Annotated in this window: 22 protein-coding genes; 12 read left to right on the forward strand and 10 right to left on the reverse strand. The window is 54.9% G+C overall.

Features of this window, described 5'->3' with window-relative positions:
- Positions 1-35 precede the first annotated feature (35 nt).
- Entirely contained in the window at positions 36-770 is a 735-nt protein-coding gene (locus tag DF283_RS08790) for a peroxiredoxin family protein (protein ID WP_303674393.1), read from the reverse strand.
- Positions 771-1,066: 296 nt separating this feature from the next.
- Between DF283_RS08790 and DF283_RS08795 the strand changes: the two genes are divergently transcribed.
- A complete protein-coding gene (locus DF283_RS08795) occupies positions 1,067-4,303 on the forward strand; it encodes a HEAT repeat domain-containing protein (RefSeq protein ID WP_303674395.1) in 3,237 nt (1,078 codons plus the stop codon).
- 204 nt (positions 4,304-4,507) lie between these two features.
- Here the strand turns inward: DF283_RS08795 and DF283_RS08800 are convergent, their stop codons facing one another.
- The gene (locus DF283_RS08800) at positions 4,508-5,647 is read right to left on the reverse strand and encodes a DegT/DnrJ/EryC1/StrS family aminotransferase (protein ID WP_303674396.1); all 1,140 of its coding nucleotides are present in this window, start codon (positions 5,645-5,647) and stop codon (positions 4,508-4,510) included.
- Positions 5,592-6,305, reverse strand: a complete 714-nt coding sequence (locus DF283_RS08805; RefSeq protein WP_303674397.1) for an acyltransferase — start codon at positions 6,303-6,305, stop codon at positions 5,592-5,594. The genes DF283_RS08800 and DF283_RS08805 overlap by 56 nt, the downstream gene beginning before the upstream one ends.
- A gap of 479 nt (positions 6,306-6,784) precedes the next feature.
- Between DF283_RS08805 and DF283_RS08810 the strand changes: the two genes are divergently transcribed.
- The 4 genes from DF283_RS08810 (at position 6,785) to rpmB (ending at position 11,510) form a co-directional block, all read left to right on the forward strand.
- Positions 6,785-8,311 (forward strand): hypothetical protein, encoded by a 1,527-nt coding sequence (locus DF283_RS08810; RefSeq protein ID WP_303674398.1) that lies wholly within the window; start codon positions 6,785-6,787, stop codon positions 8,309-8,311.
- A gap of 540 nt (positions 8,312-8,851) precedes the next feature.
- Positions 8,852-10,252: a hypothetical protein gene (locus tag DF283_RS08815; protein WP_303674399.1), complete on the forward strand. Its 1,401-nt coding sequence runs from the start codon at positions 8,852-8,854 to the stop codon at positions 10,250-10,252.
- A gap of 271 nt (positions 10,253-10,523) precedes the next feature.
- The gene (locus tag DF283_RS08820; RefSeq protein WP_303674400.1) at positions 10,524-11,177 is read left to right on the forward strand and encodes a type II secretion system protein; all 654 of its coding nucleotides are present in this window, start codon (positions 10,524-10,526) and stop codon (positions 11,175-11,177) included.
- A gap of 135 nt (positions 11,178-11,312) precedes the next feature.
- Positions 11,313-11,510, forward strand: coding sequence for a 50S ribosomal protein L28 (rpmB, locus tag DF283_RS08825; protein ID WP_303674401.1), 198 nt, complete (start codon positions 11,313-11,315; stop codon positions 11,508-11,510).
- A 254-nt stretch (positions 11,511-11,764) separates the two neighbouring features.
- On the opposite strand, the gene queA is transcribed toward rpmB, so the two are convergent.
- Positions 11,765-12,877, reverse strand: a complete 1,113-nt coding sequence (queA, locus tag DF283_RS08830) for a tRNA preQ1(34) S-adenosylmethionine ribosyltransferase-isomerase QueA (protein ID WP_303674402.1) — start codon at positions 12,875-12,877, stop codon at positions 11,765-11,767.
- Positions 12,878-12,990: 113 nt separating this feature from the next.
- Between queA and DF283_RS08835 the strand changes: the two genes are divergently transcribed.
- Positions 12,991-13,458: an HIT family protein gene (locus DF283_RS08835; protein ID WP_303674404.1), complete on the forward strand. Its 468-nt coding sequence runs from the start codon at positions 12,991-12,993 to the stop codon at positions 13,456-13,458.
- Positions 13,459-13,475: 17 nt separating this feature from the next.
- On the opposite strand, the gene DF283_RS08840 is transcribed toward DF283_RS08835, so the two are convergent.
- Positions 13,476-14,792, reverse strand: a complete 1,317-nt coding sequence (locus DF283_RS08840) for a metallophosphoesterase (protein WP_303674405.1) — start codon at positions 14,790-14,792, stop codon at positions 13,476-13,478.
- A gap of 315 nt (positions 14,793-15,107) precedes the next feature.
- Here DF283_RS08840 and DF283_RS08845 point away from each other — a divergent pair, with 315 nt between their 5' ends.
- On the forward strand, positions 15,108-15,551 hold the full coding sequence (locus DF283_RS08845) for an Hsp20/alpha crystallin family protein (protein ID WP_303674406.1): 444 nt from the start codon (positions 15,108-15,110) through the stop codon (positions 15,549-15,551).
- A gap of 317 nt (positions 15,552-15,868) precedes the next feature.
- On the forward strand, positions 15,869-16,036 hold the full coding sequence (locus DF283_RS08850; RefSeq protein ID WP_303674407.1) for a hypothetical protein: 168 nt from the start codon (positions 15,869-15,871) through the stop codon (positions 16,034-16,036).
- A 621-nt stretch (positions 16,037-16,657) separates the two neighbouring features.
- Here the strand turns inward: DF283_RS08850 and DF283_RS08855 are convergent.
- Positions 16,658-16,855, reverse strand: a complete 198-nt coding sequence (locus tag DF283_RS08855; protein WP_303674408.1) for a hypothetical protein — start codon at positions 16,853-16,855, stop codon at positions 16,658-16,660.
- A gap of 331 nt (positions 16,856-17,186) precedes the next feature.
- Here DF283_RS08855 and DF283_RS08860 point away from each other — a divergent pair, with 331 nt between their 5' ends.
- Both DF283_RS08860 and DF283_RS08865 read left to right on the forward strand, forming a co-directional pair.
- Entirely contained in the window at positions 17,187-17,627 is a 441-nt protein-coding gene (locus tag DF283_RS08860) for a hypothetical protein (protein WP_303674410.1), read from the forward strand.
- A gap of 255 nt (positions 17,628-17,882) precedes the next feature.
- Positions 17,883-18,638 carry a matrixin family metalloprotease gene (locus tag DF283_RS08865; protein ID WP_303674411.1) on the forward strand — a complete coding sequence of 252 codons (756 nt, stop codon included), beginning with the start codon at positions 17,883-17,885 and terminating at the stop codon, positions 18,636-18,638.
- Here DF283_RS08865 and DF283_RS08870 read toward each other — a convergent pair.
- The 3 genes from DF283_RS08870 to DF283_RS08880 all read right to left on the reverse strand — a co-directional run bounded on the left by DF283_RS08870 (position 18,625) and on the right by DF283_RS08880 (position 19,619).
- The gene (locus DF283_RS08870) at positions 18,625-19,053 is read right to left on the reverse strand and encodes a cupredoxin domain-containing protein (protein ID WP_303674412.1); all 429 of its coding nucleotides are present in this window, start codon (positions 19,051-19,053) and stop codon (positions 18,625-18,627) included. The two genes, DF283_RS08865 and DF283_RS08870, sit on opposite strands and share 14 nt — an antisense overlap.
- Entirely contained in the window at positions 19,050-19,265 is a 216-nt protein-coding gene (locus DF283_RS08875) for a hypothetical protein (protein WP_303674413.1), read from the reverse strand. Before DF283_RS08875 ends, DF283_RS08870 begins: the two co-directional genes overlap by 4 nt.
- Positions 19,266-19,376: 111 nt before the next feature.
- Entirely contained in the window at positions 19,377-19,619 is a 243-nt protein-coding gene (locus DF283_RS08880; RefSeq protein WP_303674414.1) for a hypothetical protein, read from the reverse strand.
- A 218-nt stretch (positions 19,620-19,837) separates the two neighbouring features.
- Between DF283_RS08880 and DF283_RS08885 the strand changes: the two genes are divergently transcribed.
- Positions 19,838-20,875: an adenosine deaminase gene (locus DF283_RS08885; protein WP_303674415.1), complete on the forward strand. Its 1,038-nt coding sequence runs from the start codon at positions 19,838-19,840 to the stop codon at positions 20,873-20,875.
- Between the two features lie 200 nt (positions 20,876-21,075).
- Here the strand turns inward: DF283_RS08885 and DF283_RS08890 are convergent, their stop codons facing one another.
- The gene (locus DF283_RS08890) at positions 21,076-22,638 is read right to left on the reverse strand and encodes a SulP family inorganic anion transporter (RefSeq protein WP_303674416.1); all 1,563 of its coding nucleotides are present in this window, start codon (positions 22,636-22,638) and stop codon (positions 21,076-21,078) included.
- Positions 22,639-22,750: 112 nt separating this feature from the next.
- On the opposite strand from DF283_RS08890, the gene DF283_RS08895 reads away from it, so the two are divergent.
- Positions 22,751-25,756 (forward strand): phosphoenolpyruvate carboxylase, encoded by a 3,006-nt coding sequence (locus DF283_RS08895; RefSeq protein ID WP_303674417.1) that lies wholly within the window; start codon positions 22,751-22,753, stop codon positions 25,754-25,756.
- Positions 25,757-25,940: the final 184 nt, after the last annotated feature.

The following is a 25,940-nucleotide window of genomic DNA, read 5'->3' on the forward strand; positions in this document are numbered from 1 at the left end:
CGAGGGCGAACGTGACTGTCGTTTGTCATGAGACGTTAGTCGTAGTTCAGGCGGGGGGCTGGCTTTCCGGTGATTTTGGCCAGCGCTGGTAAAATCTCATCGCTGTGCAATCGTTTTCCCTCGGCGTTGGCAAAGGCCAACCGCACGGTGCCCTGTTTATCCAGCACGTACAAAGAGGGCCAGGCAATGCCTTTTTTGCTGATGTTACTGACCCCAAACAGTTTTATCAGCTTTTTTTCAGGATCGGGCACCACCGGGAACGTTAAACCATGTTCCCCCACGCTGCTCAGGGCGTGAGCCGGATCGTCCGCGCTGATGGCAATGATTTCAGCATCCTGAGCCCGGTAATAGGACAGGTTTTCCTGGATGTTGGTCAGCTGATGGCCGCAGACGCTGCAAAAACTGCCCTGATAAAACACCAGCACCAGATTTTTCTTGCCTTTATAGTCGGCCAGCCGAATCGGCTTGCCCTCGGCGGTCTGGGCGGTGAAGGCCGGGGCTTTTTTACCCACCGGGATGAGATCCAGAAACTCAAAGGCATCGGCCTGGGTTAAAACCGGAGAGAGGGATCCAGCGGGCTTTGACGCAACGGAAGCGCCCGCAGCGGCAGAACGAGACGCCGCAGGGGGGGGAGAGGATGGCTTGGCCTGCAGGGACGGCGAGGGCGTTACGGACAGGGCGTACACGAAGCCAACGGTTAACAGAGACAATGCGCCCACTGCCCACAGGCTGGCCTGAATTTTCATAATGGAACCTCTGCTCATTAACATTTTAAAGCTGCTCTTTTCAAATCTACTTTGCCTGACTCGACAACTCCAGCGTTCACTGGTCTTTACCGCCATGTCCGGTTTGAAGTCGGCTATTCGGCTTGGGTCCAGCGGTCGTTTTGGATACAGGCAATCAGAAAACGTGTCAGTCCTACAGTCCGGGGCTACTGGGGGAGAGTCCCATTTTTGAACGAGCTTTCAGGAAACTTTCCGTCTCGGCCCGACTGCCGAAAGTCATTCTATTATATAATACAGATCTCCAGTCGTTTTTATCATGACGAGCAGAGTGGGAGCTATCTTTGACAAACCCGAATTCTCTTTATGACGCCCCGACCCGGGAAATCTACTTGCTGGAAAATGTGCCCATCCAGGGGCGCAAAACCGAGCTACGCCAGTTGCTGAAATTGCTGAATCTGGCCAAAACGGGCCAGCCCAAGGCGGCTCTCATCACCGGGGACGCTGGTATTGGCAAGACCGCCCTGCTGGAAACTTTTACCACGCTGGTTCAGGAAGGCGTTTACTGCCGGGTTTTAAATCTGGGTAAAATGACCTATGACTCGCCAGAAGCGGTGTATGTGGCCCTGGTGGAAAAGCTGCAGGCCGATGCCAACCACATTCTGGATGAGGCGCTGGTGGCGGTCAATGAAATTACCCAGGAGCTGGATTTGCGCTGGGAACGGCAGGATTTGGTGCGAGCCATCGCTCTGGTCAAACTACAGGAGTCCATCGGGGGCAAGGATGCCATTAGTCAGGAGCAACTGGTCAAAGCCATCCGCAGTCAGGTGCCCGCGGTCAAAAAGCTCAAGTTTTCGGTGAATGAAAGCATCCAAAAGCTGGTGGATCTTATCGTGAACCCCTGGGTTATGGTGGCCACTTCGCTGCTCAACCCCATGAGTCCGACCTTGCAGGAGTCGATCCGTCTGGCGGAAACCCTGCGGGAGAACAGTTTTACAGCCCCCGACAATCAGAGTGATGTGGGCCTGCTCAAGTCCAACGCTGGCGGGGAAGCTCAGCACCCTTCGGCCATTGAGGAGAATACCCCGGCCCGGGGTGCCGCAGAACCGGAACACCATGATCGGGTCGATGGTATTGTCTCGCCGCCCAAACCGGTGAAAGCGATACCAGCGGAAACCCTGCCGGAACTGAACGGGCCGCCGGAATTGAATGTACTGATTGATCAGTCTGTGGCCGCCGATCATTTTGACTTTATGCCGCCTGCGGTCATTCCCAATGCGCCGGCCGCTTTTGAGCATGTGGCCGTTCCGGTCAGTCATTCGGCTGCCTCCCGGCTGGAAAAAAATGTCAAGGCGGCCAAAGATCCCTTGATACGGCACCTGATGGTTATTTTCAATTTCATCAACGCCACGCTGGAAAATATTGATAGCGGCATGTTGCTGGCCATTGACGAATGGGATCGCATTCAGGACAAGCCCCGTCAGGAAGATCTGAAGAATTTTTTCACGGAGCTGTTGTTTCAAATTACCGAGCAAAAAAATTATCACTTCATGGTGGTGATGACCGCCCGCACCGAGGGCGAGAGCTATACGCTGGGCGGCGCGCTTTACAATCATTTCCGGACCAAGTTGTTGCTGGATGCCCTGGGAGACGCGGCCTGCCGCAAGCTGATTCGCACCCCCTTGCACGCTATGGGCGTGGAGGTGGATGAGTCCGTTTATCGCAGCCTGATCCAGCTCAGCCGAGGCAACCCGTTCTGGTTGCTGAAAATCCTCAGTTTTATGAAGGAACGGGTGGAAGGCAATCGCCTGAAGCACGTGGATATGGAATTTTTCCAGCGTCTGGGCATTGATAAGGTCAGCAATCTCTTCGAGCTGAATTTTACCCGACTGAAGTTGACCTTTCTAAATGATGAAGAGTCGCTCTACAAGGTGCTGGCTTCACTGATCAAGCACTTTGGGGAGAACCGGTTCTCGGCCAATCAGGCCATCAAGGAGATCAGCGCCTCTCAGGGCTTTACGGACGGGTATGTCTTTGAGGTATTGCGGGCCCTGTTCCAGCATGATTTTATCCGGCAGTTGCCAGAGAGGTCCACTGCGTCGCCAAAGAAAAGCGAAAAGGGACAGGGGCCTTTCTACGCTATTCAAAGCCGCTTTATTCTGGAATTTTTGCAAGAGAAAACCCGAGCCATTGAAACCGATATTTCCACCGATGAAAAGCTGATGTACCTGAAGAAGGTTATCCCCCTGTCGGTCAAATCCGGGGATCTGGATCGGGAAAAAACCATGGAAGTGATCGCTCTGGGGGACGCCATGGGCAACCCGGAGATCGTCAAATTTCTGGAAGACGTGTTTGTGCAGTTTATGCACGATGACAAGGCCGTGGTGCGAGTGACCGCCCTGAACAACATGGCCCTGATCGACTCTCCCACCGCGCGTGGGGAACTGTTCAAGGCCATGAAGGATGAAAATTCCATGGTGCGGGAATATGCCGCCCGCAACCTGTTTATGATTTCCCAAAAACACGCGGATGCCCAATTGGCCGAGCAGATCATGGATGTGATGATTCAATCCATTGATGATGAGTGTGAGGCTGTGCGCTCGCAAGTCTACAGCACCCTGTCCCGGTATCGCTGGCATCGGGATTTGACCAGTGTCTTTATCAAGGGCCTGTCGGACGCCTGTGGGGATGTGCGCTTGACCGCCATCAAAAATCTGGCGGACGCCGAAAGCGATTCTCCTTATGTGTTTAACAGCTTTATGGACGCCTTGAGCGACAGCCTGCCGGAAGTGCGGCGCTACGCCTGCATTGGGCTCCAGCGTTTCCCCGGCCCGGAGGCCATTGACGTGCTGGTGAAAACCCTGCAGACCGACAGCGACAGCGCCATTCGGGCCCTGGCCGCCGACTCCCTGAGTCGCATGGAAGATCAAAAGGCCTTTATTTCCCTGATTACGGCCCTGCGTCGGGAAGCCTCCGAAGACGTGAAGCTGGCCGTGGTGCGGGCTTTGGGCAAGCGCCGTGGCTGGGAAAGCGAAGCGATTCTGGTGGAGTCCCTGCAAAATGCCGACTGGGAAAACATGCCGGTCTTTGTGTGGGCCTGTGTGCGCAGTCTGGGTCAAGTGGGAGGGACAGAGCGCTCTCGGGATCTGCTGATGGACTTGCGCAAAAAAATCAGTAATCCCATTATCTCCAGTGCCATCGAGCATGCCTTACGCCGCTTGAATGAGCGGGTTCAGGAGTTGCGTCAGATGGAGCGCCAGTTGGAGGAGGCCACCCCTTTAACCGTGGCCATTCCCAGTGATTACGACGAAGAAGTGGTGCTTCCCGAAGAGGAGCTGCCTCAGGAGATTTCCGCTGGAGAGTCAGATACCGGTTTGGACGCTCAGGGGCCACAGGCCGTGGACTCCGAAACGGATACAGAGGAAGTGGATCGGCCTGTGGAGCGGTCCGTGGAGCGGATGACACCGGTCTCTCATCCCGAAGCCCCTTCCCGACTGGAGTCCAGTACTCTCATCAGCAAACGACCGGTCACCCCCGGCGGCAGAGCGGCCTCGCTTTTGAAGTTGCCCTTCGAGCGGTAAGCTCAGGCCATCCGGGCAAGCGTAAGGTCATGATACTGGATTCCTTCCCACTTTCGTTCGTGGAAAGGACAAATTGCCGTGTGAATGACAAATCGCCTAGCTGGAGAGCGTCCCAAAATAAAATCAGCGCCAGTCAATGTATCCGGCGCTGAGTATCCGGCGCTGAGTATCCGGCGCTGATTTCAAGGGATTTGACGGACTGACTTAAGCCGGAACCGGTTGGGCTTTCAGGGCGGCGGTCAACGCTTGTACCACTTGCTCTTGCTCGTCCAGACGCAATTCCGGGAACATGGGCAGGGACAGCACCCGATTGCTGATCTCCTCGCAAACCGGGAAGTCGGCAGGATTCAGGTTCAAGCTGGCGTGTGTCTGCTGCTTGTACAGGGGCACCGGGTAGTAAATCATACTTTGCACCTGGGCGGCCTGTAAGCGCTGCTGGATTTGCTCCCGCAGCTGGGCGGGATGGGGCCCTTTGAGCTGAATGGTATACTGATGAAAGACGTGCCCGCTGTTTTCAGCCCGGCGGGGTGTCTGAATCCACTCCGCCAACGGGGCCAGCAAGGTATCGTAGCGATGGGCCACCGCCTGTCTGGCGTGATTCCACTCATCAATGTGGGGTAACTTGACTCGCAAGATGGCGGCCTGAATCTCATCCAGACGGCTGTTCAGACCCGGTTCCTCGTGATAGTAACGCTTACGGCTGCCGTGTACCCGCAGCATGCGCAGACGCTCGACCAGCCGGTCATCGTTGGTGGTACACATGCCGCCATCGCCAAAGGCCCCCAGGTTTTTTGAGGGGAAGAAGCTGAAGCAGCCGATGTCTCCGATGGTACCCACTTTTTGATTTTTGAAGTGGGAGCCAATGGCCTGCGCGCAATCCTCAACAATGGCCAGCCCGTGTTTTTCGGCCAGGGCGCGAACCGCGTCCATATCTACGGACTGACCGAAGATATGCACCGGCAAGATGGCCTTGGTATGGGGGGTAATGGCCGCTTCCAGCCGAGAGATATTGAAGTTCATGGTGTCGGCGTCAATATCCACAAACACCGGTTTGGCTTCGGCCCGCACAATGGATTCGGAGGTGGCCATATAGCTGAAAGGGGTGGTGATGACTTCATCCCCCGGCCCGATTTTAAGGGCTTTCAGGGCCAAAAACAGGGCGTCGGTGCCGTTGGCGCAACCGATGACATGTTTAACTTTCAGGTAATCAGCCATTTCCTGCTCAAAGGCTGTCACTTCGGGCCCCAGAATGTAGTGACCAGAGGCGGCCACCTGAATCAGGGCCTGATCAATCCTGTCCTTGAGCTGTTCGTACTGACGGGTCAAATTGAGAATGGGAATCAAGCGCGGTGTCCCCCTGGGTCAACTGCAATATTTTCCATTGGGACTGCCTGATATAGCGACGGCTACAGTACGAACATCGCACATCCTGAGCGTCTTGAGCGGCAGGGGCGATTTTTAATGTTTGTCCGCAGGTGCAACGCCAACCGGCAAGCCTGAGTGGATTGCCGTATGCTATCGCAAAGTCGGGAATATTTCTATCGACAATCGTACCCGCCTCAACAAAGGCGTAACTGCCGATGGTGGCACCGGAGGCCACCGTGCTGTTGGGCCCCAGTTGAGCGCCTTGCCGCACCAGCGTGGGGCTTACCCGGGAAATGTTATTGGGCTGGGCCCGCACGTGCCGGTTTTCGGCAAAAACCACGCAGGGACCGCAATACACCTCGTTTTCCAGAATGACGCCGCTGTTGAGCTGACTGCTATTCATCACCCGCACGCCATCGCCCAGCAAAACCCCGGAGGCGATAGTCACGTTGCGGCCAATCAGGCAGTGGTTGCCGATGATGGCGTGGGCCATCACGTGGGTAAAGTGGAGAATGGCCGTATGTTCGCCAATGTGGCAGGGGGCATCCACATAGGCGGATTCGTGAACGTAGGCCGTGCTGGCTCTGCGATCTTCAAAATATGGATCGGGGGCGGAGGAATGGATGCTTGCGCGCATAGCAACCCTCAAATTAAAGCCTCTTGTATACTTACTTTACCATGGATTTTAAATATTGCTTCTGTTTGGATAGTAAAGTGGTTTGGAAGGCGTAGTGGTGTTGTGGCGGGTGTAAAGCCGTTGCATCCGTTTCGGACACCGATGCAGTAAGCCGATGCGTGAAACGCGCTGGGCGCTAAGGACAGGCAGTCAACCGCGCCGGGTGGTGTTTGGGCTGCGCCATTGCTGGCCCGGCTTGAGTCCGTTGCCCTCTGGTGCCTTTTGGCTTGGGGGAGGGGCCGACTTTGAGTGTCTGTTATATGAAATGTTTTTCTTTTAAATAATAAGGCAATCCAAATCGATACTTTGTTTTTATTTTTTATATCCATATAAACCAGTCAGAGAATGATGGAACGCTCTGATATGCGGACATAGCTAGACTTGCGCCAGAGACAGGCCTGAACTCGCTCTGCGCCAGGTTCAAAACTTAGGAGAAATTCATGTCGATTAACGCTTTTAACGCTTTCCCGCAAAGGCTGCCGTTGAGCAATTTGAACCCCACGGCACAGTCGGTCAGCCTGTTGGGTTCCCAACAGGCCAGTCTGGCCCAGTTTAATACCCCTGTCCTGCCCAATGCCCTGGGCAACAGTCTGGCCATGAGTCCGATGATGGCCACCAATTCACAGGATGCCATTGGTCAGTTGGTCGGCGTTCTCCTGACGCTTCTCAGCACCATGTTAAAAGCGGCCCTGCCTTCGCAGCTGCTGGCCAGCGATCAGTCCGTCCCTCCGCCCATGGCGTCGTCCTTTTCGCCAGCCATGACCGATCCACTTCCCCCTCCTCTGGCGGACTCGGCCAACCCGGATCTTGGGGCACTCATGGGCGCATTGGCCGATCTGCTTTCGACCCAGGCAGAGCAGTTCACCAACGCGGGCAATAATGACAACCCTGGCGATATTGGAAACTTACCCCCAGAGCCCCAGGATCAGGGCCTTACGCAAATCGAGACGCCAAACCCGAACGAAGCCCCCGCTGCGCCCGTAGCGGATCAGGGAACCGCCTCCGCAACGGCGCCTGAACCAGAACCAGCCCCCGCCCCAGTGCCTGTGCCTGCGCCAACCCCAGTGCCTGCTCCTGCGCCAGCACCAGTGCCGACTCCAGCGCCTGTTCCGAACCCTTATTCTCTTCCTGATTGCCCTCCGGAGGAACCCCCGGTGACGCCGCCGGTAACGCCTCCGACAGAGCCTCCGACCAAGCCTCCGGTGACGCCTCCGGCATACCCCCCGACAGAGCCTCCAGCCAAGCCTCCGGTGACGCCTCCGGCATACCCTCCGACAGAGCATCCAGCCAAGCCTCCGGTGACGCCTCCGACCAAGCCTCCCGTGACCCCGCCACCCTATAACGACAAGCCCGGCGGCAGCTACTGGGGCGATCCTCACTTCGTGGGCTTCGGTGGCGAGCAGTACGATGTGATGGGCAAGCCGGGCGAAACGTATAACATCGTTTCTGACAAAAACTTCCAATACAATGCCCGGTTCGAAGCCTGGGGCAAGCCTGATGCCAACGGCGTGCAGCCCACCATTATTGGCGGTGCGGGACTAACTGTTGGTAACAGCCAGGTGGCCCTGGACCGCTCGGGGAAGCCTCCCACGGTCAATGGTCAAGCCATGGAGCCCAATAAGCAATACGCCCTGGATGGTCAGGGGCAGGCGAGCTGGAACGGAACAGTCCTCACCGTTCAGTCCGCCGAATACACCACCACGCTTCAGGTGAAACAGCACCCCACGGGTAATTACATCGACAGTGACGTGAAGCTCGGTCAGGGTGTGAACCCGCTGGCGGATGGCGTTGTGCCCCACGGCCTGCTGGGTCAGACCGCCGACGGGGTTGCTGGTCAGCGCAAAGGCGTTAACAATACCGGCGACCTGAAACAGGGCGGTACGGTCATTGATGGTGTGGTGACCGATTATGTGGTCAGGGACCTCTTTGACACCCGCTTTATCAAGAACAACCAGTTCACTGCCTGATTCACCGGAACTGTTCCTCTGTCCCACAAAGCCCGCCAATTCCTCCGGGAGCTGGCGGGTTTGGGCTGATTTAGGTGAGGGCACCCTCGTCTCATCTTATTTTCGGTGAGGGCACCCTCGTCTCATCTTATTTCCGGTGAAGGCACCCTCGTCTCATCTTATTTCCGGTGAAGGCACCCTCGTCTCATCTTATTTTCGGTGAGGTCACCCTCGTCTCATCTTATTTTCGGTGAGGGCACCCTCGTCTCATCTTATTTCCGGTGAAGGCACCCTCGTCTCATCTGATTTCCGGTGAGGGCACCCTCGTCTCATCTTATTTTCGGTGAGGGCACCCTCACCTTGTTTTTTCGGATTTTCGGAAGTTACTCTGTTTTTGAGGCAACTGGTATCAATTTTATATATTCGATTGTTTTAATTTGTATATATCGATGAAATGATTTGTATTGAACATAGAGCTGGTTATTCATTGCATTCAAGGGTGACCCCCGGGCCTGTCCTGGGCACCCTGAAAAAGCTAATCAACCGTGAAGGAGCATTTCCATGGTTACAATGGGCAACGGTATTTTCATTCCCAACAAAGTGACCCTCACCGGCGCCATGGTTCCCGGCGCGATGCTGCAGCCCCTGATGGCCGGTAATCCGCAACCCGCCTTGGTGGCCCCGCAGCCCTTGATGGCTGGCAATCTTCAGGCGGGCCTGTCCGCTTTTCCCGGTGCGGGCATGCTGCCCAATCCGGCGAGTTCCTCCGGCCCTGTTTTGAACCAGATGTTCTTGATGGCCAATAACTTCTCTCTGGCGGGCAGCATGCTGACCCAGTTCTCAGGCCTGTTGCAATCCCTGTTACAATCAATGATGCAGGGTCTGGCGGGAGCCCCGCCGCAGCCTTCATTTCTGCCTCAACCGCAACCGATGCCCGTTGCCTTGCCGCAGGTACAGCCTCAGTTGCAATCGCCCCTGCTGCCTGTTGCCTTGCCGCAGGTACAGCCCCAATTGCAATCGCCCCTGCTGCCTGTGCCTTTGCCGCAGGTACAGCCTCAACCGCAGCCGTTTCTGCTACCACAGCTTCAACCGCAGTTCGGTTTACCGTCTTTTTTACCCAACGTTCTGCCTGCCCTGCCTTCGGGAGCGGGAGGGAATGGGGCCGCATCCACCCCCCTGGCCAATCTGCTGTGCTGCATTATGAATTTGCTGCCCAAGCTGATGGCCCCGGCCGACCCTCAAGTACCACCGCCCGTCTACAACGGCGGAAATGCCAGTCGTTACTGGGGCGATCCGCACCTGGTGGGTTTTGACGGCGAACAGTATGACGTGATGGGCCAAGGCGGCAACATTTACAACATGCTCTCTGATAAAGGGGTGCAGTACAACACCACCTTTGTGAACTGGGGCAAGCCGGGCGCCGATGGCGTGCAGCCTACCGTGATTGGCGAGGCGGGCATTCAGGTCGGAAAAAATCTGGTTTACTTCGATCGCTCCGGCAAAGCGCCCACCGTGGACGGCAAGCCCATGAGCAAGGATGAAAAAATCGACCTGGGCAATGGTAAGTTTGCCCAGTGGGATGGCAGCAAGCTGATCGTCAAAACCGATGAGTACACCATTGACTTGCAGGTCAAACAGCCCGATAAGAATGGCGGCTATATTGACAGCAACGTAACCATTAACCAGGGTGTCAACCCGCTGGGCGATGGCGTGAACCCGCACGGCTTGCTGGGGCAAACCGCCGACGGGGTGAAAGGCGCCCGTAAAGGCGGCGATGGCAACCAGAATATCGAAAAACAGGGCGGCGATGTTATTGATGGGGTGGTGGACGATTATAAAGTCCAGACCCTGTGGGATAACGCCTTTAAATATAACCGGTTCCATTCCGAGAAAGAGAGCGAAGACCTGACCGCGCTATTGATTACCGCGATACAAGGTTTAGCCAGAAGTTTGGCGGCCTGAAAAGCCTCTATGGATTTCCTCTCTCCGCCGGAACCAGCACTGAAAACGCTCATCCCATTCGGGGATGGGCGTTTTTGTATGGGAGCTTGCCAATGGCCATTTATTAAGCGCCTCCTTAGTCCCCGAAGGCGTGGGAATGACTGATGCCACAGTCGGGGATCACTGCGTTTAAAAAAATTCCCTCAAGTTTTCAGGCCAGTGATCGATATCTTACATAGAAAAAATAGAGTAAAAAACGCAACAACAGACCACTCTGTGTAGAGGATTGATTATGGTCGCTACCCACCAACCCCGTGGCTTTTCTCTGGTGGAAATACTGATTACCCTGGCCATTATGGGGGTAGTGGCCACCTTTGCCATTCCTAAAGTGCTGGATTCCCGCAATAGCAACACCAACCTCAGCGCCCGGCAAACCACCATGGCCCGGGAAGTGGCCTTTATGATCATGAACGCCTACGAGCAGTACAAAGCCGCTAATAACACCGTTCCTGCTAACCTGAAAGCCAGCGACCTGACCCCCTACATGAATTATGTTTCCGTTTTGCCCACCACCACGCAACTGGATAGCCATGCCAATACCGGCGGGATAATCTCCACGTGTACGGGCGGAACCGGATCCAGCCAAATTGGGGTTTGTTTGCGCCTGCACAATGGTGGCGCTTTGTGGGCGGGTTCAAGTACTCATTTTGGGGGCACAACGCCACGGAATGTAGTGTTTTTCAGGTTCGATCCCAATGCCACCTATGAAGGGGCGGTGAATGACGCCCCCGGCATGGGCATGCAAATGGCCCTGTATTACGATGGCAGTATTCGTTCCCGACGGCAATTAAAGTCAGCTACCACGTATTATCACATTCCTTCAAACTCTTATCCTGTGGATGGATCAGTCGCTACAGCCGATCCTTCCTGGTTTACCGGCTTCTAAAGGGGCGGGCATCAAGGCTTTCAATCCCCCGGCTCCCATTACGGGTCTCCCGGGGGTGTTGCCATTCCCGTTTGTTAATGGTTCAATAACCAACACTTAACCTTGTAAACCAAAGTAAAAGGACGTCCCCTCATCATGGCCAGCGTTTGTGAAGTGTGCGCCAAGCGTCGCAACAAATCCAACAAAGTTTGCTTCTCCAACAAGCACCACCGCTTTTTCCAGTATCCCAACCTGCAAAAGTGCAAGGTCATTTTGCCCAGCGGCCAGCATAAAACCATCAAGGTTTGCACCAGCTGCATTCGGGCCAACAAAATTCGTCGCGCCGTCAGCTAGTTCAGCGGTTCGCCCAGACTTTAAAAACCTCGCTACGCAGCGGGGTTTTTTGGTTGTTATAAATCGTTACAGGCTAGCATCCAATTCCCTTCAGGGGGCTTTATTGAGCAGAATCCCATCCCCTCTAGAAGCACCCAGTCGATATTCCCCTTGTCCCTCTCTCTACCTGTTCCCTTTGCCAATCCATACCACCCGACCCTCCCTCATCCCCCGGTCGGGTTTTTTATTGGTGTTATTTTGGAAATGCCAATTGCTTACAGAATCAGCATGCAATCGCCGTAGGAGTAAAAGCGGTAGCTTTCCTCCAATGCGGCCCGGTAGGCGGCAATCATGTTTTTTCGCCCGGAAAAGGCGCTGATCATCATCAACAAGGTGGACTTGGGCAAGTGAAAGTTGGTCAGCAAGCTATCCACGACCTGAAACTGAAAGCCGGGATAAATATACAGCTTGCTCCAGCCGGTGCAGGGAACCACTGCCCCCTGATGCTCACTGGCGGAAGTTTCCAGCGTTTTGGCCACCGTGGTGCCCACGGCTAAAATACGGCCGCCCCGCTGCCGGACAGCCTGAACGGCCATGGCGGCTGCTTCCGGGATGGTGTAAGCCTCGGCGTCCATGGCGTGTTCCCGGATGTCATCCGCTTCCACCGTGCGAAAGGTGCCCGAACTGACGGACAGGGTGACCTCGGTTTGCTGCACGCCCTGCTGCCGGAGTTGCTCCAGAATCTGGGGGGTAAAGTGCAGGCTGGCCGTAGGAGCGGCCTGGGCCCCCGGTACCTTGGCGAACACGGTCTGATAGCGTTCCTTGTCACTCTCTTCAGCGTCCCGGCGCAGATAAGGCGGAATGGGCATCAGGCCCACCCGCTCCATCAGGGTGGCTACATCCCCATGCTCGGCGGGATGCACCCGCACCCGGCAGCAACCCCGATCGCCTACGGCCAGCACTTCCATAGTGGCCCGGGTGTTGGGGAATTCCACAATGGTGCCCGGCTTCAGCTTGCGAGCCGGACGCATCAGGGCGCTCCAGATTTGCCCGCTGGCGTCGCCTTCCGGGTGTAGCATCAAAATCTCCACCCGGCCGGTCAGGCCCTGCCGGTGCCCGTAAAAGCGGGCCGGTAAGACCTTGGTGTTATTCAGGGCCAGCAAATCGCCCGGCTGCAAAAATTGGGGCAAGTCCCGAAAGGTGTGATGGGCAATCTCTCCGGTGGCCCGGTTGACCACCATCATGCGGGACTCATCCCGCTGGGGCAGTGGATAGCGGGCAATCAGGGCCTCTGGCAGCGGATAATCGTAGTCATCCAGATGCAGGCCACTGCGAGCCTCATCAAACATGCCGTAGCTCAAGTCAAGGGGCGAGGTGGAAGGGATCATGACGAATCAGCACCTGTTTTTAAGGGATTGCGGAAAAATGGAGAAGTGAGGGGAGAGGGGCGGCCACGCTGGAGCCCCGGGGCATCTGCTGGCCAGTTGAGGGATGCCGTGCTATGGTTCTAACAATATCCCAAACCCGATGGAAATACGAGCCCGCCGTGAGCCTGTCCGCCCAGCCACCGGAACCCCCCGACCCCCTGAACCCGCAGGATAATCCCTTTCTGGCAATCCCGGGTAATCTCCCGCTGGTGGCCCTGAAAGGGGCCCGCAATGGCTATATCATGCTGGCCCCGGCCACTGCGATCACTCAATACGCCGATCTGCCTGCCTCCATCTGGGCAGCGGCGCAAGCCTGGGCCGCTATGTTGGAACAGGCCGGTTCTCCCCGGGTGTACACGGTCATTCTATCGGAGGTGACCCGACACCTGCACATTCACCTGTTTCCCCGCTGGCCGGAAGACACCCTGCGGGGCACTGCCCTGTTCGATACCCGGGACACCCAGCCCCAACCGCTCTGGACGCCAGCCTTGCAAGACGCGCTGACCCGGTGGGCCCAGACCCATCCGGTGAGTCTGGGGTAAAGCCCCTCATGGGAGGACTATCCCAACCCGCTTTGAATGGTTTGCAGGGAAAATTCCGCCGGGGAGGAACGATCCGATTTTTCAATCAGTAAAATGCCGGAACGCTCCACCTTGTTGAACTGCACGTCCGGGTTCAGGTACTCCAGTTCCACGGGGTCCTTGGAGATTTTAAACAGGTTGATCACCGGCTTCCAACTGCCGGTGTTGAAGTAATAAGCGCTTTGGCTGAGGGGTTGCACCCCCGGAATATGGGTATGTCCAAAGGCAATCAGTCGATACCCTTTTTCCCGGTGAATTTTTTGGGCCGCTTTGTACTGGTACTTGTTGGAGTGGGTGCGCCGCATGAGTTTGGAGGTGAAAAAGGAAATCACGGGCAAAATCCACGGAATCCTGAGAATCAGCTTGACCATGAGGGGCAACATGGGCCGTGGCCACTGCAAGCGACGGGTCATGTAGGCCACCATGTCCGGGTCTCGAAGAATTTCGGCAATGACCGCCATTAGAATATCGGGCACTCCCATGATCTTGCCCCGGCTCTCGGGGTGGCCCTCATACTCGTAGCCAATGGTCTGAATCCACACCGGCAGCAAAGCCAGCGGACGCAGGTACTCAATATCATGCAGGCGGCTGTGAATGCGGGTAATAAAGGGTTCGGAGTACCCATGCTCCCGGAACCGATTGACCGCCAGCTCCACAAACCGGTTCACGATCAGCACGTTGATGACATCGCCCAGGGGCGGTTCATGCTGATCGCACTGGCGATTGAAGGGATCTTGCAAATGCCCATGCTCCAGGTAGAGATCCAGTTCCTCGGAGGCATAGCAGGGCACAAAGCGGATGCGAGACTGACCTTCAGCTTCCGGGCATAAGAAGGTTTTCACCACGGCGTGGCTTTCCGGGTACTGTTGCAGCATACCATCGTGGTTGCCAAACACGTAGATGATTTCGGCATAGGGATGCCGCAGCAACCTTCTCAGTTCTTCAAAGGTGCTGAGGTTGTTTTCCATAATATCCAGCAGCAACCGGTTCAGGGTGTCCAGCACCCGGGAACGATCCCCATCCCAGGGCATGACGGACTCAAACCAGGAGCCGGTGATGTCCAGGATATCCCCGTTCAGAATGAGCTGAATGCGCTCATTGGCCTGCAACTCCTCATTCAGGCGCCTTAAAAAAAGTCTGAAATTTCGACGTCTGGGATTTTCTGACAGATGGGCGGCGTCAAAGGGGTGGTTATTCAAATGCACGTCGCTGACAATATAGGCTTTCAGTTTTTCCACAGGCGGACAGTCTGAACCCTCTGGGCTTGCCGGGCCTCCCTGTTCCGATGTGTGCATTGGTTTCACAAATCGCCAACCGTCAAAATCCTAATGCTTTTCATTATAAGGGATGGCTGACGGCACACAGGAAACCCGGCTCGGAATTAAGCCAAACGAAGGACTCCCAAAAACAGGCCCTTGAAATCACGGGCGCTCTTTTTTAATCCTTAAAAAATCCTTAAAAGCAGAGGCTTTTATTTCCACAATTTCTATAATGAAATTGTTCCAAATCAGGAACCGAGTCAGAAATCCTAGAGAGGCTGGTGAATTGCCCCAGGTCTCTATCAGGTCTCTGAATGTCGAGATAACCCCACAGTGTTTCAGGAGGATAGTATGAGCATTTTAAAGTGGACAACACCCATTGAAGAAATGAACCTGCTTCGCCGGGAATTGGAAGGTTTTTTGAATACACCCGGCTATTCCGGCAACAGTTCTGACTTTAACCCACCGGTAGAAGTGGTGGAAACCGAAACCCATTATCAGGTGCGTATCCTGTTACCGGGCTTACCCGCCGATCAGATCTCAGAGCATGTGCATCTGGATGCCACCCCAAAAACCTTGGCGGTTTCCGGTGAAATGCATCCACGAGAATTGCAGCCGGGCGAAAAAGTATTGGTCAACCAGTTCCGCCACGGCCAGTTCTTCAAGCAACTCAGCTTTCCGGACGGTGTGGATCACGAGCGTATTGAAGCCGCTTACAAAAACGGCGTTCTGGAAATCAGTTTGCCCAAAGCCTTAGCGGTTCAAAAACGAAGCATCCAGATTCAAACCAGTTAAAGGCCTACAACTTTGTCTCTGCCGTATTCCACGTTATCCACCCAGGGAGTAGCTTTGTTTCAGGCGTACTCCCTGCCATTTTCCTGACGCAAACGATCAGGTTTATCAGAGTGGGCAGTAGCTCCTATTGACCAACAGTCTAGGGTGTCCCTGCAACGCCGAAAATTCAAATTAGCCGATCGGGGGAGGTTATTCGAGCATCAAAAATGCTATTTTTTCTATATCCAGTTCGTTGTTTCAATCAATGTTCAACGCAATTTAAATCGATCCAATGAATTAATTGAGGGTTCACCAGAGAAAAAAGGAGGTTGGATTTCATGGCTATTTCCAATGCCCGTTATGAGAAAAAACACGCTGGTACTAAAAATCGGGGATATTTTTCCCAATTGGGCTACCCTGCTTCAAGCAGTCTGGACGCCAATGAGTTTGAGATTCCCAGATACGAAGAAGTAAAATTCCTGCGGCTGGAAGATTTTGAGGAATAAACCGCTCTCTTAAGCGACCGTTCTCCGTCGTTTGAGAGTGGCTATGCCTGCCGTTCAATTCTGTTATTTGTTAAAGTTTTTAAACGATGCTTAACTTACTATATCGTACGTAACAGATGGGGATTTACCATAGAACCGTGGCTTGGTGTAATCACGTCAATTCCTGAAAAGCCCATTCAATCGGTTACCGATTGACTTTAGCAAAGGGGTTGGCAAACCGGAGAGCAGTCGCAGGTGAAAAGAGTCAATCCAATTTGTTCTCAAAGTATTTTTTCTTTGAAGAATATCTTGTGGGATAGGCTCCACCGGTTTGAATAGGGTCGCTTGCAACCCGGTTCCGATATTTCGGAACCGGGTTGTTGCCCGCGTTACTATTCGGGATTGCACCAAGCGCTTTTCAAAAGGCAAGGCTGTTTTCACAATACGTTTGTCACTGTATGAGTTCAGCGCGTTAAAAAATTCAGACTAGGCTTTTTGCCAGAAGCATCCAGGGTTTGTCTGCGCTGTACGCAGTCTTAGAAACGTGTTGCGAAGGCAGCCTCGCCTCTCAAAAAATGAGAACGCAGCCTTTTTTATCTCGTTCTCAGAGATTATGTGGAATGGATTTTTCTGCGCCGCTTCTCAGGCCATCACCCCGGAAACGTTCAGGGGGTGCGCCGCGTTGTCGTCCAGTGGGCTGGGCGCGGACAGCGAGTCATTCAGTTTGATATGGGGTAAACCATACACCCCAAGGTAGGCTATCCCTGCAATAACAATGGCCAGTAATAGCTGGTAAAAATTGGTTTGAGTGCAGGATTTCAGCCATTCCAGATTCACCATGGTCACCTTACCCCTTTAAGCCCAATTACCTCATAGCAAAAAAATTCAGATATATTTTGTGATTTCCGAGTTTTTATTTCCCTTTTGGCAAATGGTTCAACCTCATCGTTACGGAAAATTCACAAACTGCTTGGCGGGCGGTGGGCGTTTTTCACAATTCCCGCATTCAGATTGTATCTGCCGTGCGGTTTCACCCCGTTGGGGAGTGGATGGTTTAAAATGGAGAGCAGGTTGGTATTGAAAATCAAATTGATATTCGAGTGGTGAATGATTCCGGGTTCTCGTTATAAAGCGTTTTGATGGATTGTGAATGGAAAAGGATGGGACTGCGATGATGAAAAGTCACTGGGCTGTGTATGTCGTGGTTTGGGCGGTGCTGATGACTGCCGCCCCTCTGGGTTGGGCTGAGTCGGGGCTGCGTGAGACGATGGGCAGGAATCGGATGGAAACCCGGGTGGGAAACCGTGAAGCCCTTAGAGCCACCCAAAGGGACGCTCATCTCCATCGCCGGCAAACCCGTCAGGTCAACCGCAAACTGATAAAGAACACGCTGGAAGCTAACCGCAGCCCGGACTTATCCCGAACTGAAAAACGGGCTAATATGGAAGCCGCCAGAAAAGAGGCTCAGGCCAACCGACTGGGCACTTTGGCTGAAAATAAAACCCAGCTGGAAAGCACCCGCCAAACCAACAAAGCCAACAGGGAGTCCACTCGCTCGGAGAATAAGGCTTTGCTTCAGTCGGCCAGGAAAAACCGGAAAAAAGCAGAGTAAACCAACCACAACGGTCATCACTCCGGCAGGCTTGGTCATTCGTTTGGCCGAGCCTGCCTTGTGTGTCTGACCACGCCGCTCTCGGACGAAATGCCGTTCCCAGCGGAAAGTTGCCTGCTTTCTTCCTGCAAGCTCAGCATGCGATTTTGTTGTGCGCTTTGAAGAGAGATACGCTTTAAAGTTTTAATGTTGTTTTTATATTTTAAATATGGAATAATACAGGCATTCGAATGCTAAAGCGTGGAAAGTGAGTGAATGAAGTTCTGGACGGCCTACTTCGGGCTCTGCCTGTCGTCCCTGATTGTCTTGGGTGGCTTTGGTCTGCGAACGGCAGCATTGGCCCAGCAGGGAACATCCTATATGACCCAAGCCTCCACCGGGCAGGAGTATGACCTGCACTTTGGGGAAAGCTGGCAATCGGTGCGCACTTTTCGGTTGCTGGCCCCCCTGGAAACCCCATTGAAAGTGTACGTGGAGACCCGCCCCCGCAAGCTCTCCCTGTATCAGGCGGATTTCAAGGATTACATTGAAGACAGCCTGCAACTGTGGCAGAAGGCCCTGCAGGGCCGCATGCAGTACCAGTACACCTCCAACCGGGCCGAGGCTGACATCACCATCGATTGGGTGGGGGCCTTCAGTGAGGACAGCATCGCGGGACTGACCACTTACCGGGTGGGACACGCAGATATAGAAATCAGGACGGTGGGCATCCCCCCCGCCGATATCAAGGGCAACATTCTGCACGAGATAGGCCATGCCCTTGGCATTTCCGGGCACAGCGACAACCCGGCGGATATGATGGTGGGCGTTCGCAAGTGGCACCGCGAAGGGAGTCACTATCAACCGAAGCTGTCCAGTCGCGATGTTCGGGCCATCCAGCGCCTCTACAGCCTTCAGTGGAAAAAAGGCGAGGACTTATATGCCGCTTCCGCACAGGCCAGCGATCCCATTATGGGTGAGACCCTGGCCAGACGCCCACCACTGGACAAGCCACTGGTTACCGAAAAGTAATCTTACCCTTCAGCATATTCATGCCGCAGCGGAACTCCATCTGGCCGGGGTTTTGCGGTTTGATTTCCACAATCTGGCTTTCCCGGGAGGGAAGGGGTAATTTGACCCGCTCTGCCGGAATTTCCAGAACCTCGCCACAACTGTGCTGGCCAGGCTCTTCGTCCCGGTAAAATTCGATTTTAAGGGGCTGGCCCGCCTTGGCTTCAATGTGGCTGGGTTGATAGCCGTTGCTGACCACCACGCGAACCTGTTGAACCCCATCGGCTTGCTGGGTCGCCTTGACGGGTTTGGAAGCACAGCCAATCAGCAGGGCGGGGCCGCCCAGTCCCAGGCATAGCGACACCATCAGGGGGAACAAGCGACTTCCGCGTAGCTGAAGTAACTGTTTTTTCGCGTTCGGGCGTTTGGCGTTCATCGCTCGATCCTCTTTACCGTTTTGCAGTACAGGCACATATAGTTGGGCTGTCCCCAGGAGTCTTCACCCTGATAGCTCATGGCCTCTCCGCAGCGGCAAAAGACCCCTTCCCGGACTTCTTCCAGCGTACTGCCCTTGCATTGGGCATTCATGCACTTGTAGCGGTCATCCACCATCAGGGTGCGACCATTGCAAACCGGACAACGCTGCATAGGAGTCTCCTTTTACTGCTGTGTGACCTGAGAATTCGGGACAGAGGCACGGGCCTGAAAAAAGAAAGGCTTTCCCCAAAACGGGAAAATACCGGAATGGCCTCGGGCTGACTAGTCAGAGCCTGCCTGGGCGTCTATTTTGCTGGCCCCCATGATGTTGCCCATCAGCAAATTGACAGCCACCCGATCACCGGGTTGAGGGTCGGCGTAAAACGCCTCCGGATTCACCCGCAGCGTTTGCACCCGAGACTCCCCCGCCACGTGATAGGCAATGTCAAAATATCGGCTCTCGTGAATGCTAACGGCCTGAACGTCCACCAGGACAATTTCCAGATTCTGCTGTAAACCGGGCATGCTGAACAAACTCTCCAGAAGGGCTGCTTTTCAAGGCTCTATTTCGGAATTGCCTGAAATGTACCTGAAACGATTCAGCCGGGGCATGGTATGGACACTCTTTTCAACATACTACGCCCAAGGCTTTTTCTCAAGAATGGCGCAAACCGGGAAAGCGGAGTAGACTTATCGATTAATTAAACCGCTCTGCCCCCGCAAAACCAAAGGAGTGTCTGCCCATGTCGCCCAGCGCTAATCTGGAAGCCCTGATCCACCAAATGCCCAAGGCGGAATTGCATCTGCACATTGAAGGTTCTCTGGAGCCGGAGCTGATGTTCGCCATTGCCCAGCGCAACCGGATTCCCCTGCGCTTTTCCACCGTGGACGCCGTGCGGGAGGCCTATAACTTCCACAATCTGCAATCCTTTCTGGACATTTACTACGAGGGCGCTCAGGTATTGCTGCATGAGCGGGATTTTTACGATTTAACCCGGGCCTATCTGGATAAAATGGCCCAACAGAACGTTCGTCACGTGGAGATCTTCTTCGATCCGCAAACCCACACCGATCGGGGGGTGCCTTTTGAGACGGTCATTCGCGGAATCCACCGGGCCCTGAACGATGCCCAGAGCGCCTATGGCATCAGTTTCCGATTGATCCTGTGCTTCCTGCGCCACCTGAGCGAGGCGGCCGCCATGCAAACGCTGGAGCAGGCCCTGCCCTTCAAGCAGTGGATTCATGCCGTGGGACTGGATTCCTCCGAGTTGGGCCATCCCCCGGAAAAGTTCAAGACGGTTTTTGATCGGGCCCGCAACGAGGGCTTGCTGACTGTGGCCCACGCCGGTGAGGAAGGGCCGCCGGAGTACATCTGGCAAGCGCTGGATTTGCTGAAGGTCAGTCGCATTGATCATGGGGTGCGCTGTCTGGAAGATCCTCAACTGGTGGCGCGTTTGCGTGAGGAGCGCATGCCCCTGACCGTTTGCCCCTTGTCCAATATCAAGTTGTGCGTTTTCCCGGAAATGAGCCAGCACAACCTGAAAACCCTGCTGGAGCAAGGCTTGTGCGTTACCGTCAATTCCGATGATCCGGCCTATTTCGGGGGCTACCTCACGGAAAACTATCTGGCCGTCCAGCAGGCCCTTAATTTGTCGCTGGCCCAGATGATTCAGCTGGCCAAAAACAGTTTTGAGGCGAGTTTCTTGCCTATGGATGTCAAACAGGCCCACATTCGGGAACTGGACGCCCTGTTGCAGGATAGTTTGAGCAAGGCGGTCTGAGTAGGGTCGTCTGAATAAGCGAGTCTGAGCAAGTTTTGATTTCATTTTAGGTGAGGCTGCCCTCCCAACCCGCTTGTAACTGTTTGAGTAAAGCGAGTTCAAAAAGAATGCCTAGCACATTGGCCCTAAGCGTTCTCTATTTATTTGTTGGAGCTGCACGCAGTTTTATAAACGGGTTGGGAGGTTAGCTTCACTGGATTTCAAGGGTGGCTGGATACCGCTCCCTTGGCGTAGGCCTGCTTTTTGCCGGGCAATTTGTCTCGCAGGGCCTGCCACTCCACGGACAGGACACCGCCGGAAAGATGGTACTGATGTTCCAGACTTTCCAGAGCCTCCAGGCAGGAATAATCAAAATAGTTCAACTCATCAATGTAAATGGTCAATTTTCGACCTTGAGGCTGTTGCTCCAGTATGGTCACCAGCTTGGGCAGGCTCAGGAAGGTGGCGCTTCCTTTCAGGTACACATTCACACTGCCGTCGGCGTTCTCCACGGATTTCCCGGTCAGATCCGACAAGGTGTAAAGCAGCTTGAGAATGGCCACCAGAGAGCCCGCGATGACCCCTTCCAGCAGATTGGTGCCCACCACCATCACCAGGGTGACCGCGTAAATGAGAACTTCTGTTTTGCCAATGCCCCACAGCCGACGAATGGCGCTGATGCTGACCAGCCGGAGGCCGGTGTAAACCAGAATGGCGGCCAGGCTGGCGGTCGGAATTAATTGCAGCAGATGGGGGAAAAAGCTGACCAGGCCCAGTAGCCAGACGCCGTGCAAAATGGCGGACAAGCGGGTTTGGGCGCCAGCATGCACGTTGGCGGAACTGCGCACGATGACCCCGGTCATGGGCAAGGCTCCCACCAGGCCACACAGGGTATTGCCCACCCCCTGGGCTATCATTTCCTTATCGTAATGGGCCCGGGGACCGTCCTGCATGTGATCCACGGCGGTCACGCTGAGCATGGTCTCGGCGCTGGCCACAATGGCGATGGTCAGCACCCACACCCACACTTGCGGGTCTGTCAGCAGAGCGACACTGTGAAGGGTGGGCAGGGTAAGGGCGCTCAGAATACTGCCCGGCAGCTCCACATAGCGAATGGGTAAATTCACCCACTGGGCGATGACCACACCCGCCATGACCGCCATCAGGCTGGCCGGGATCAATTTTACCTTGGCGGGCAGTAGATTCCACAGGGTAATGACCGCAAAAGAAATGAACCCAATCAGGGCCGCCCAGTGGTGGGTGGCGTTTTCCTGAGGAAACAGTCCTTTGGTTACGGTTTGTGGAATGGACAAAATGTTGGTTAGCCCGTTGCTTTCTGGTGTTACGTCCAGCATGACGTGAATCTGGCTGCCCACGATTAAGACCCCGATGCCAGCCAGCATGCCCTGAATGACCGCAGGCGATATGGCTCGAAACCATTGACCCAATTTCAGGAATCCGGCCAGTGATTGCAAAAGCCCTGCCAGTATGAGGATCAGGCCCAGCCCCTGCATTTGATAGTCGGTGATAATTTCGGCCACCAGGGCCACCAGTCCAGCCGCCGGGCCACTGACTTGCAGGGGAGAACCGGCCAGCCAGCCCACCACGATCCCCCCGATGATACCGGTAATCAGCCCGGTCATGGGTGGGGCGCCCGAGGCAATGGCAATCCCCAGACACAAGGGCAGGGCCACCAAAAACACCACAACCGAGGCCAGAAGATCTTTAGGCCAGGTGGAAGACAAGTAGGGTGAGCCGGACAGTTTTTTGAGTACAATGCTCACTTTGACCCCTTCTTCTTTTAAAACGCTGTTCCGGGATGTTTTTTAAAAAAAGTATAACATTTTCTGATTTTTGAAAGTTTCAACTGGGCCGTGATTTTGCTATGATGCCGCCATGGGCATTCTTGATAATCCAACCACTGCTTTTCTATCCCAGCGGGATTTATACTTGCGCATTCGGCGGCAATTGCCCATTCTGGACAATTTAGCGGTGGCCCCCACTGCGGATGGGGAGGTTTCCGGCAACTTTGAAAAAGCCGTTCCCACCAAGACCGGCGATGCCCTGACCGATGATGTGCGCCTGCTGGGCGCTTTGCTGGGTCTGATTATTTGCGAGCATGAGGGCGAGGATTTTTACCGTTTCATTGAAACCCTGCGCCAGTCCTCCAAGGAGGCCCGCCGTCAGTCCGGTCAAATCGGGGTAGAGCGCATTCACCGAATTATTGAGGACGAGTTGCTGGGCAAGGACGATCTTTCCCAGCGGGCCCAGTTGCACAAGGCGGTGGCTGCTTTTCGACTCTTCCTGCTGCTGGCCGGTATCGCCGAGGAATACCACCAGAGCGAAAAGTTTAATACGGCCAATCAGGAGCCCTCTCAGGGCATTCTGGCTGCTATTCGTAAGGCCAAAGACGCCCAGCTGCCTTTATCTCACCTGCAAGACACCATAGCCAGGCTGGACGCCCGTCTGGTGATCACGGCCCATCCCACTAAAATTCTGCGACAAACCATCCTGCATCACCAGAAGGATATTTTCTACATTTTGCAGGCCATGCACGCCCCCAGTGTTTCCCCGTTTCAGCAGCAACAGCTCCTGATGCAGCTCAGTGAAAAAATAGAGGTCTTGTGGGCTACCCAGTTCAGCCGCTGGACCAAGCCGGAGCCTAGCGAGGAAATCAGCCGGGTGCTGAGCTACTTGACCCATACCTTATATAAGACCTTGCCCAGTGTGCATCAGAAACTGCATCAGGCCATCCACTTCTACTATCCGGAATCCGACAGTCTTTCCGCCGAACCGGTGATGACACTGGGCAGCTGGGTGGGTGGGGACATGGACGGAAATCCCTTTGTGAATCCGGAGGTGTTTTCAGACGCCTTATTACGCCAGCATCGGGCCATATTGGGCCGTTACGTGGATGACTTGAGAGGCACCCTGAATCAGATCAGCCACGCCTGGCACCGGGTGGGCGTCAATGAGGCCTTGAGAACCTCTATTTTGAATGATCTGGAGGGGCTGCGGCTGGCCCGGCTGGAAGTGCGCAATTACCCCGAGCAAATGGAGCGGGAACCCTACCGGCTGAAGCTGAATTTAATGGCCCTGCGTCTGGAGCGCACCCTGAACCGCAACGTGTTCTTGTCCTCGGATCAGGATTTGAGCGCGCCATTTATTTATCCCAGCAGTCAGGCCCTGCTGGCCGATTTTGATCTGGTGTGCCAAAGTCTGACCGAAAAGGGCTATCACCGCTCGGTGCAGGTGCGACTGGATAAACTGCGCCAGACCGTGCGCATTTTTGGTTTCCACTTTGCCTCGATTGATTTGCGGGAAGAGAGCAGCCATATCAACCGCACGGCCCAGGCCATCCTGACCGCGGCCAGAGTCGATCCGGCGCTTCCTATGGAAACCGCTTTGACCGCAGAAATTCTCTCCCCCAAAGTGGTGAATACCCAGCACTGGGAAAGCGAGGCCCTTCCTTATTCCCCTCAGGAGCGCCAGTACATCCAGCGCCTGCTGGGCATGCTGAATACCGCCAATAAGGCCCGTCGCTTTATCAGCCCCAACGCCTGCCAGAATCTGGTGCTGACCATGGCCTCTTCCCCGCTGGACTTGTATTCGGCCCTGCTGGTGATGAAAACCCAGGGCTTGTTCTACCCGGTGCTAACGGCTCCCGGTGAGGCGGAGCGCTACGAAAGCCATATGGACATTGTGCCCTTGTTTGAGACCATTCCCGACTTGCAGAACGCCGTGGGCATTATGCGGGCGGTGTTCGCCAATCCCGCTTACCGGGCGCATCTGGCCTGCCGGGGCAATCGGCAGATGATCATGGTTGGGTACTCCGACAGCAACAAGGACGGCGGATACTTCACCAGCAACTGGAGTATCTACAAGGCCCAGCAAGCCCTGTGGGCCGTGGCCGAAGAGGCCGGGGTGGAATTGCGATTTTTCCATGGCCGGGGCGGTAATCTGGGCCGGGGCGGCGGACCTGCCCAGCGGGCCATTCAGGCCTTGCCGCCTCACACGGTGCGCTACGGGCAGGATCTGACCGAGCAGGGCGAAGTACTGTCCCGGTTTTACAACGTGCCGGAAACCGCCCAGGCCCGCTGCGAAAGTTTGCTGAACGCCATTATCCAGAAAAATATCGACACTGAGGACAGGGCTGCGGCAGGGAACGCCAGTACTCAGGCGTCCCGCTGGGAAGCTCTGGCTGAGCAGTTATCGGGTTACGCGCGCAGTAAGTACAACAGTCTGGTTCACGAAAATCCCCATTTTATTGAATACTTTGAGCAGGTGACCCCCAAGGAAGTGGAGCTGGTTAAAATCGGTTCCCGGCCCAGTCACCGGCGCAATATACAGAGTGTCAGCGATTTACGGGCCATTCCCTGGGTGTTCCGCTGGTTCCAGTCCCGACAGATTATTCCGGGCTGGTATGGTCTGGGTACGGCATTGTCCCGCTTTGTGGCCGAGAACCCCGCCGAAAATACCGCCGTGCTGCAACAAACCTATCAGCAGTGGCATTTCCTGAAAAGTATTCTGGAAAACAGTGAAATCATTCTGCGGCAAACCGATCTCAGCATTGCCCGCTATTATTGCAGTCTGGCTCAGGATCAACCCAACACGCTAGCCATACTGGCGGATATTGAAGCCGAATACGACCTTACCCTGCGCATGATTCGGGAAATTAGCGGGCGACCCCTCTTGAGTGAGCCGGAATCCCAGTTTTTGAAGCGTTCCATCGAGCTGAAAGAACCGTATCTGGATCCGCTGAATTACATTCAGGTGCGCTTGTTGTCCAAGTATCGCCAATTGGGTGTGGATGAGCCCAATAGCCCCATGCTGGAAGCCTATCACCGGGTGATTGTTTCCAGCATTGAAGGCGTGGCCACCGGCCTGGGCACCAGCGGATAATCTGTCTATGGTGGTGTTGGGGTACTTGAGGCTGTATTCTTTCCCGCAAGGATAGTCTGGCTTCCTGTGGTTTTAGGCGTGGAAAACTTGCTTCTTGCATACGGAACAATCATATTCTCAGGGCGTTCAAAAAGGCCTAGAATAAAAGCTGAGGCCGATTAAAAAATCCCCGAGAGCGAGTTTG

The sequence above is a fragment of the Vampirovibrio chlorellavorus genome (assembly GCF_003149375.1).
GTDB lineage: Bacteria > Cyanobacteriota > Vampirovibrionia > Vampirovibrionales > Vampirovibrionaceae > Vampirovibrio > Vampirovibrio chlorellavorus_B.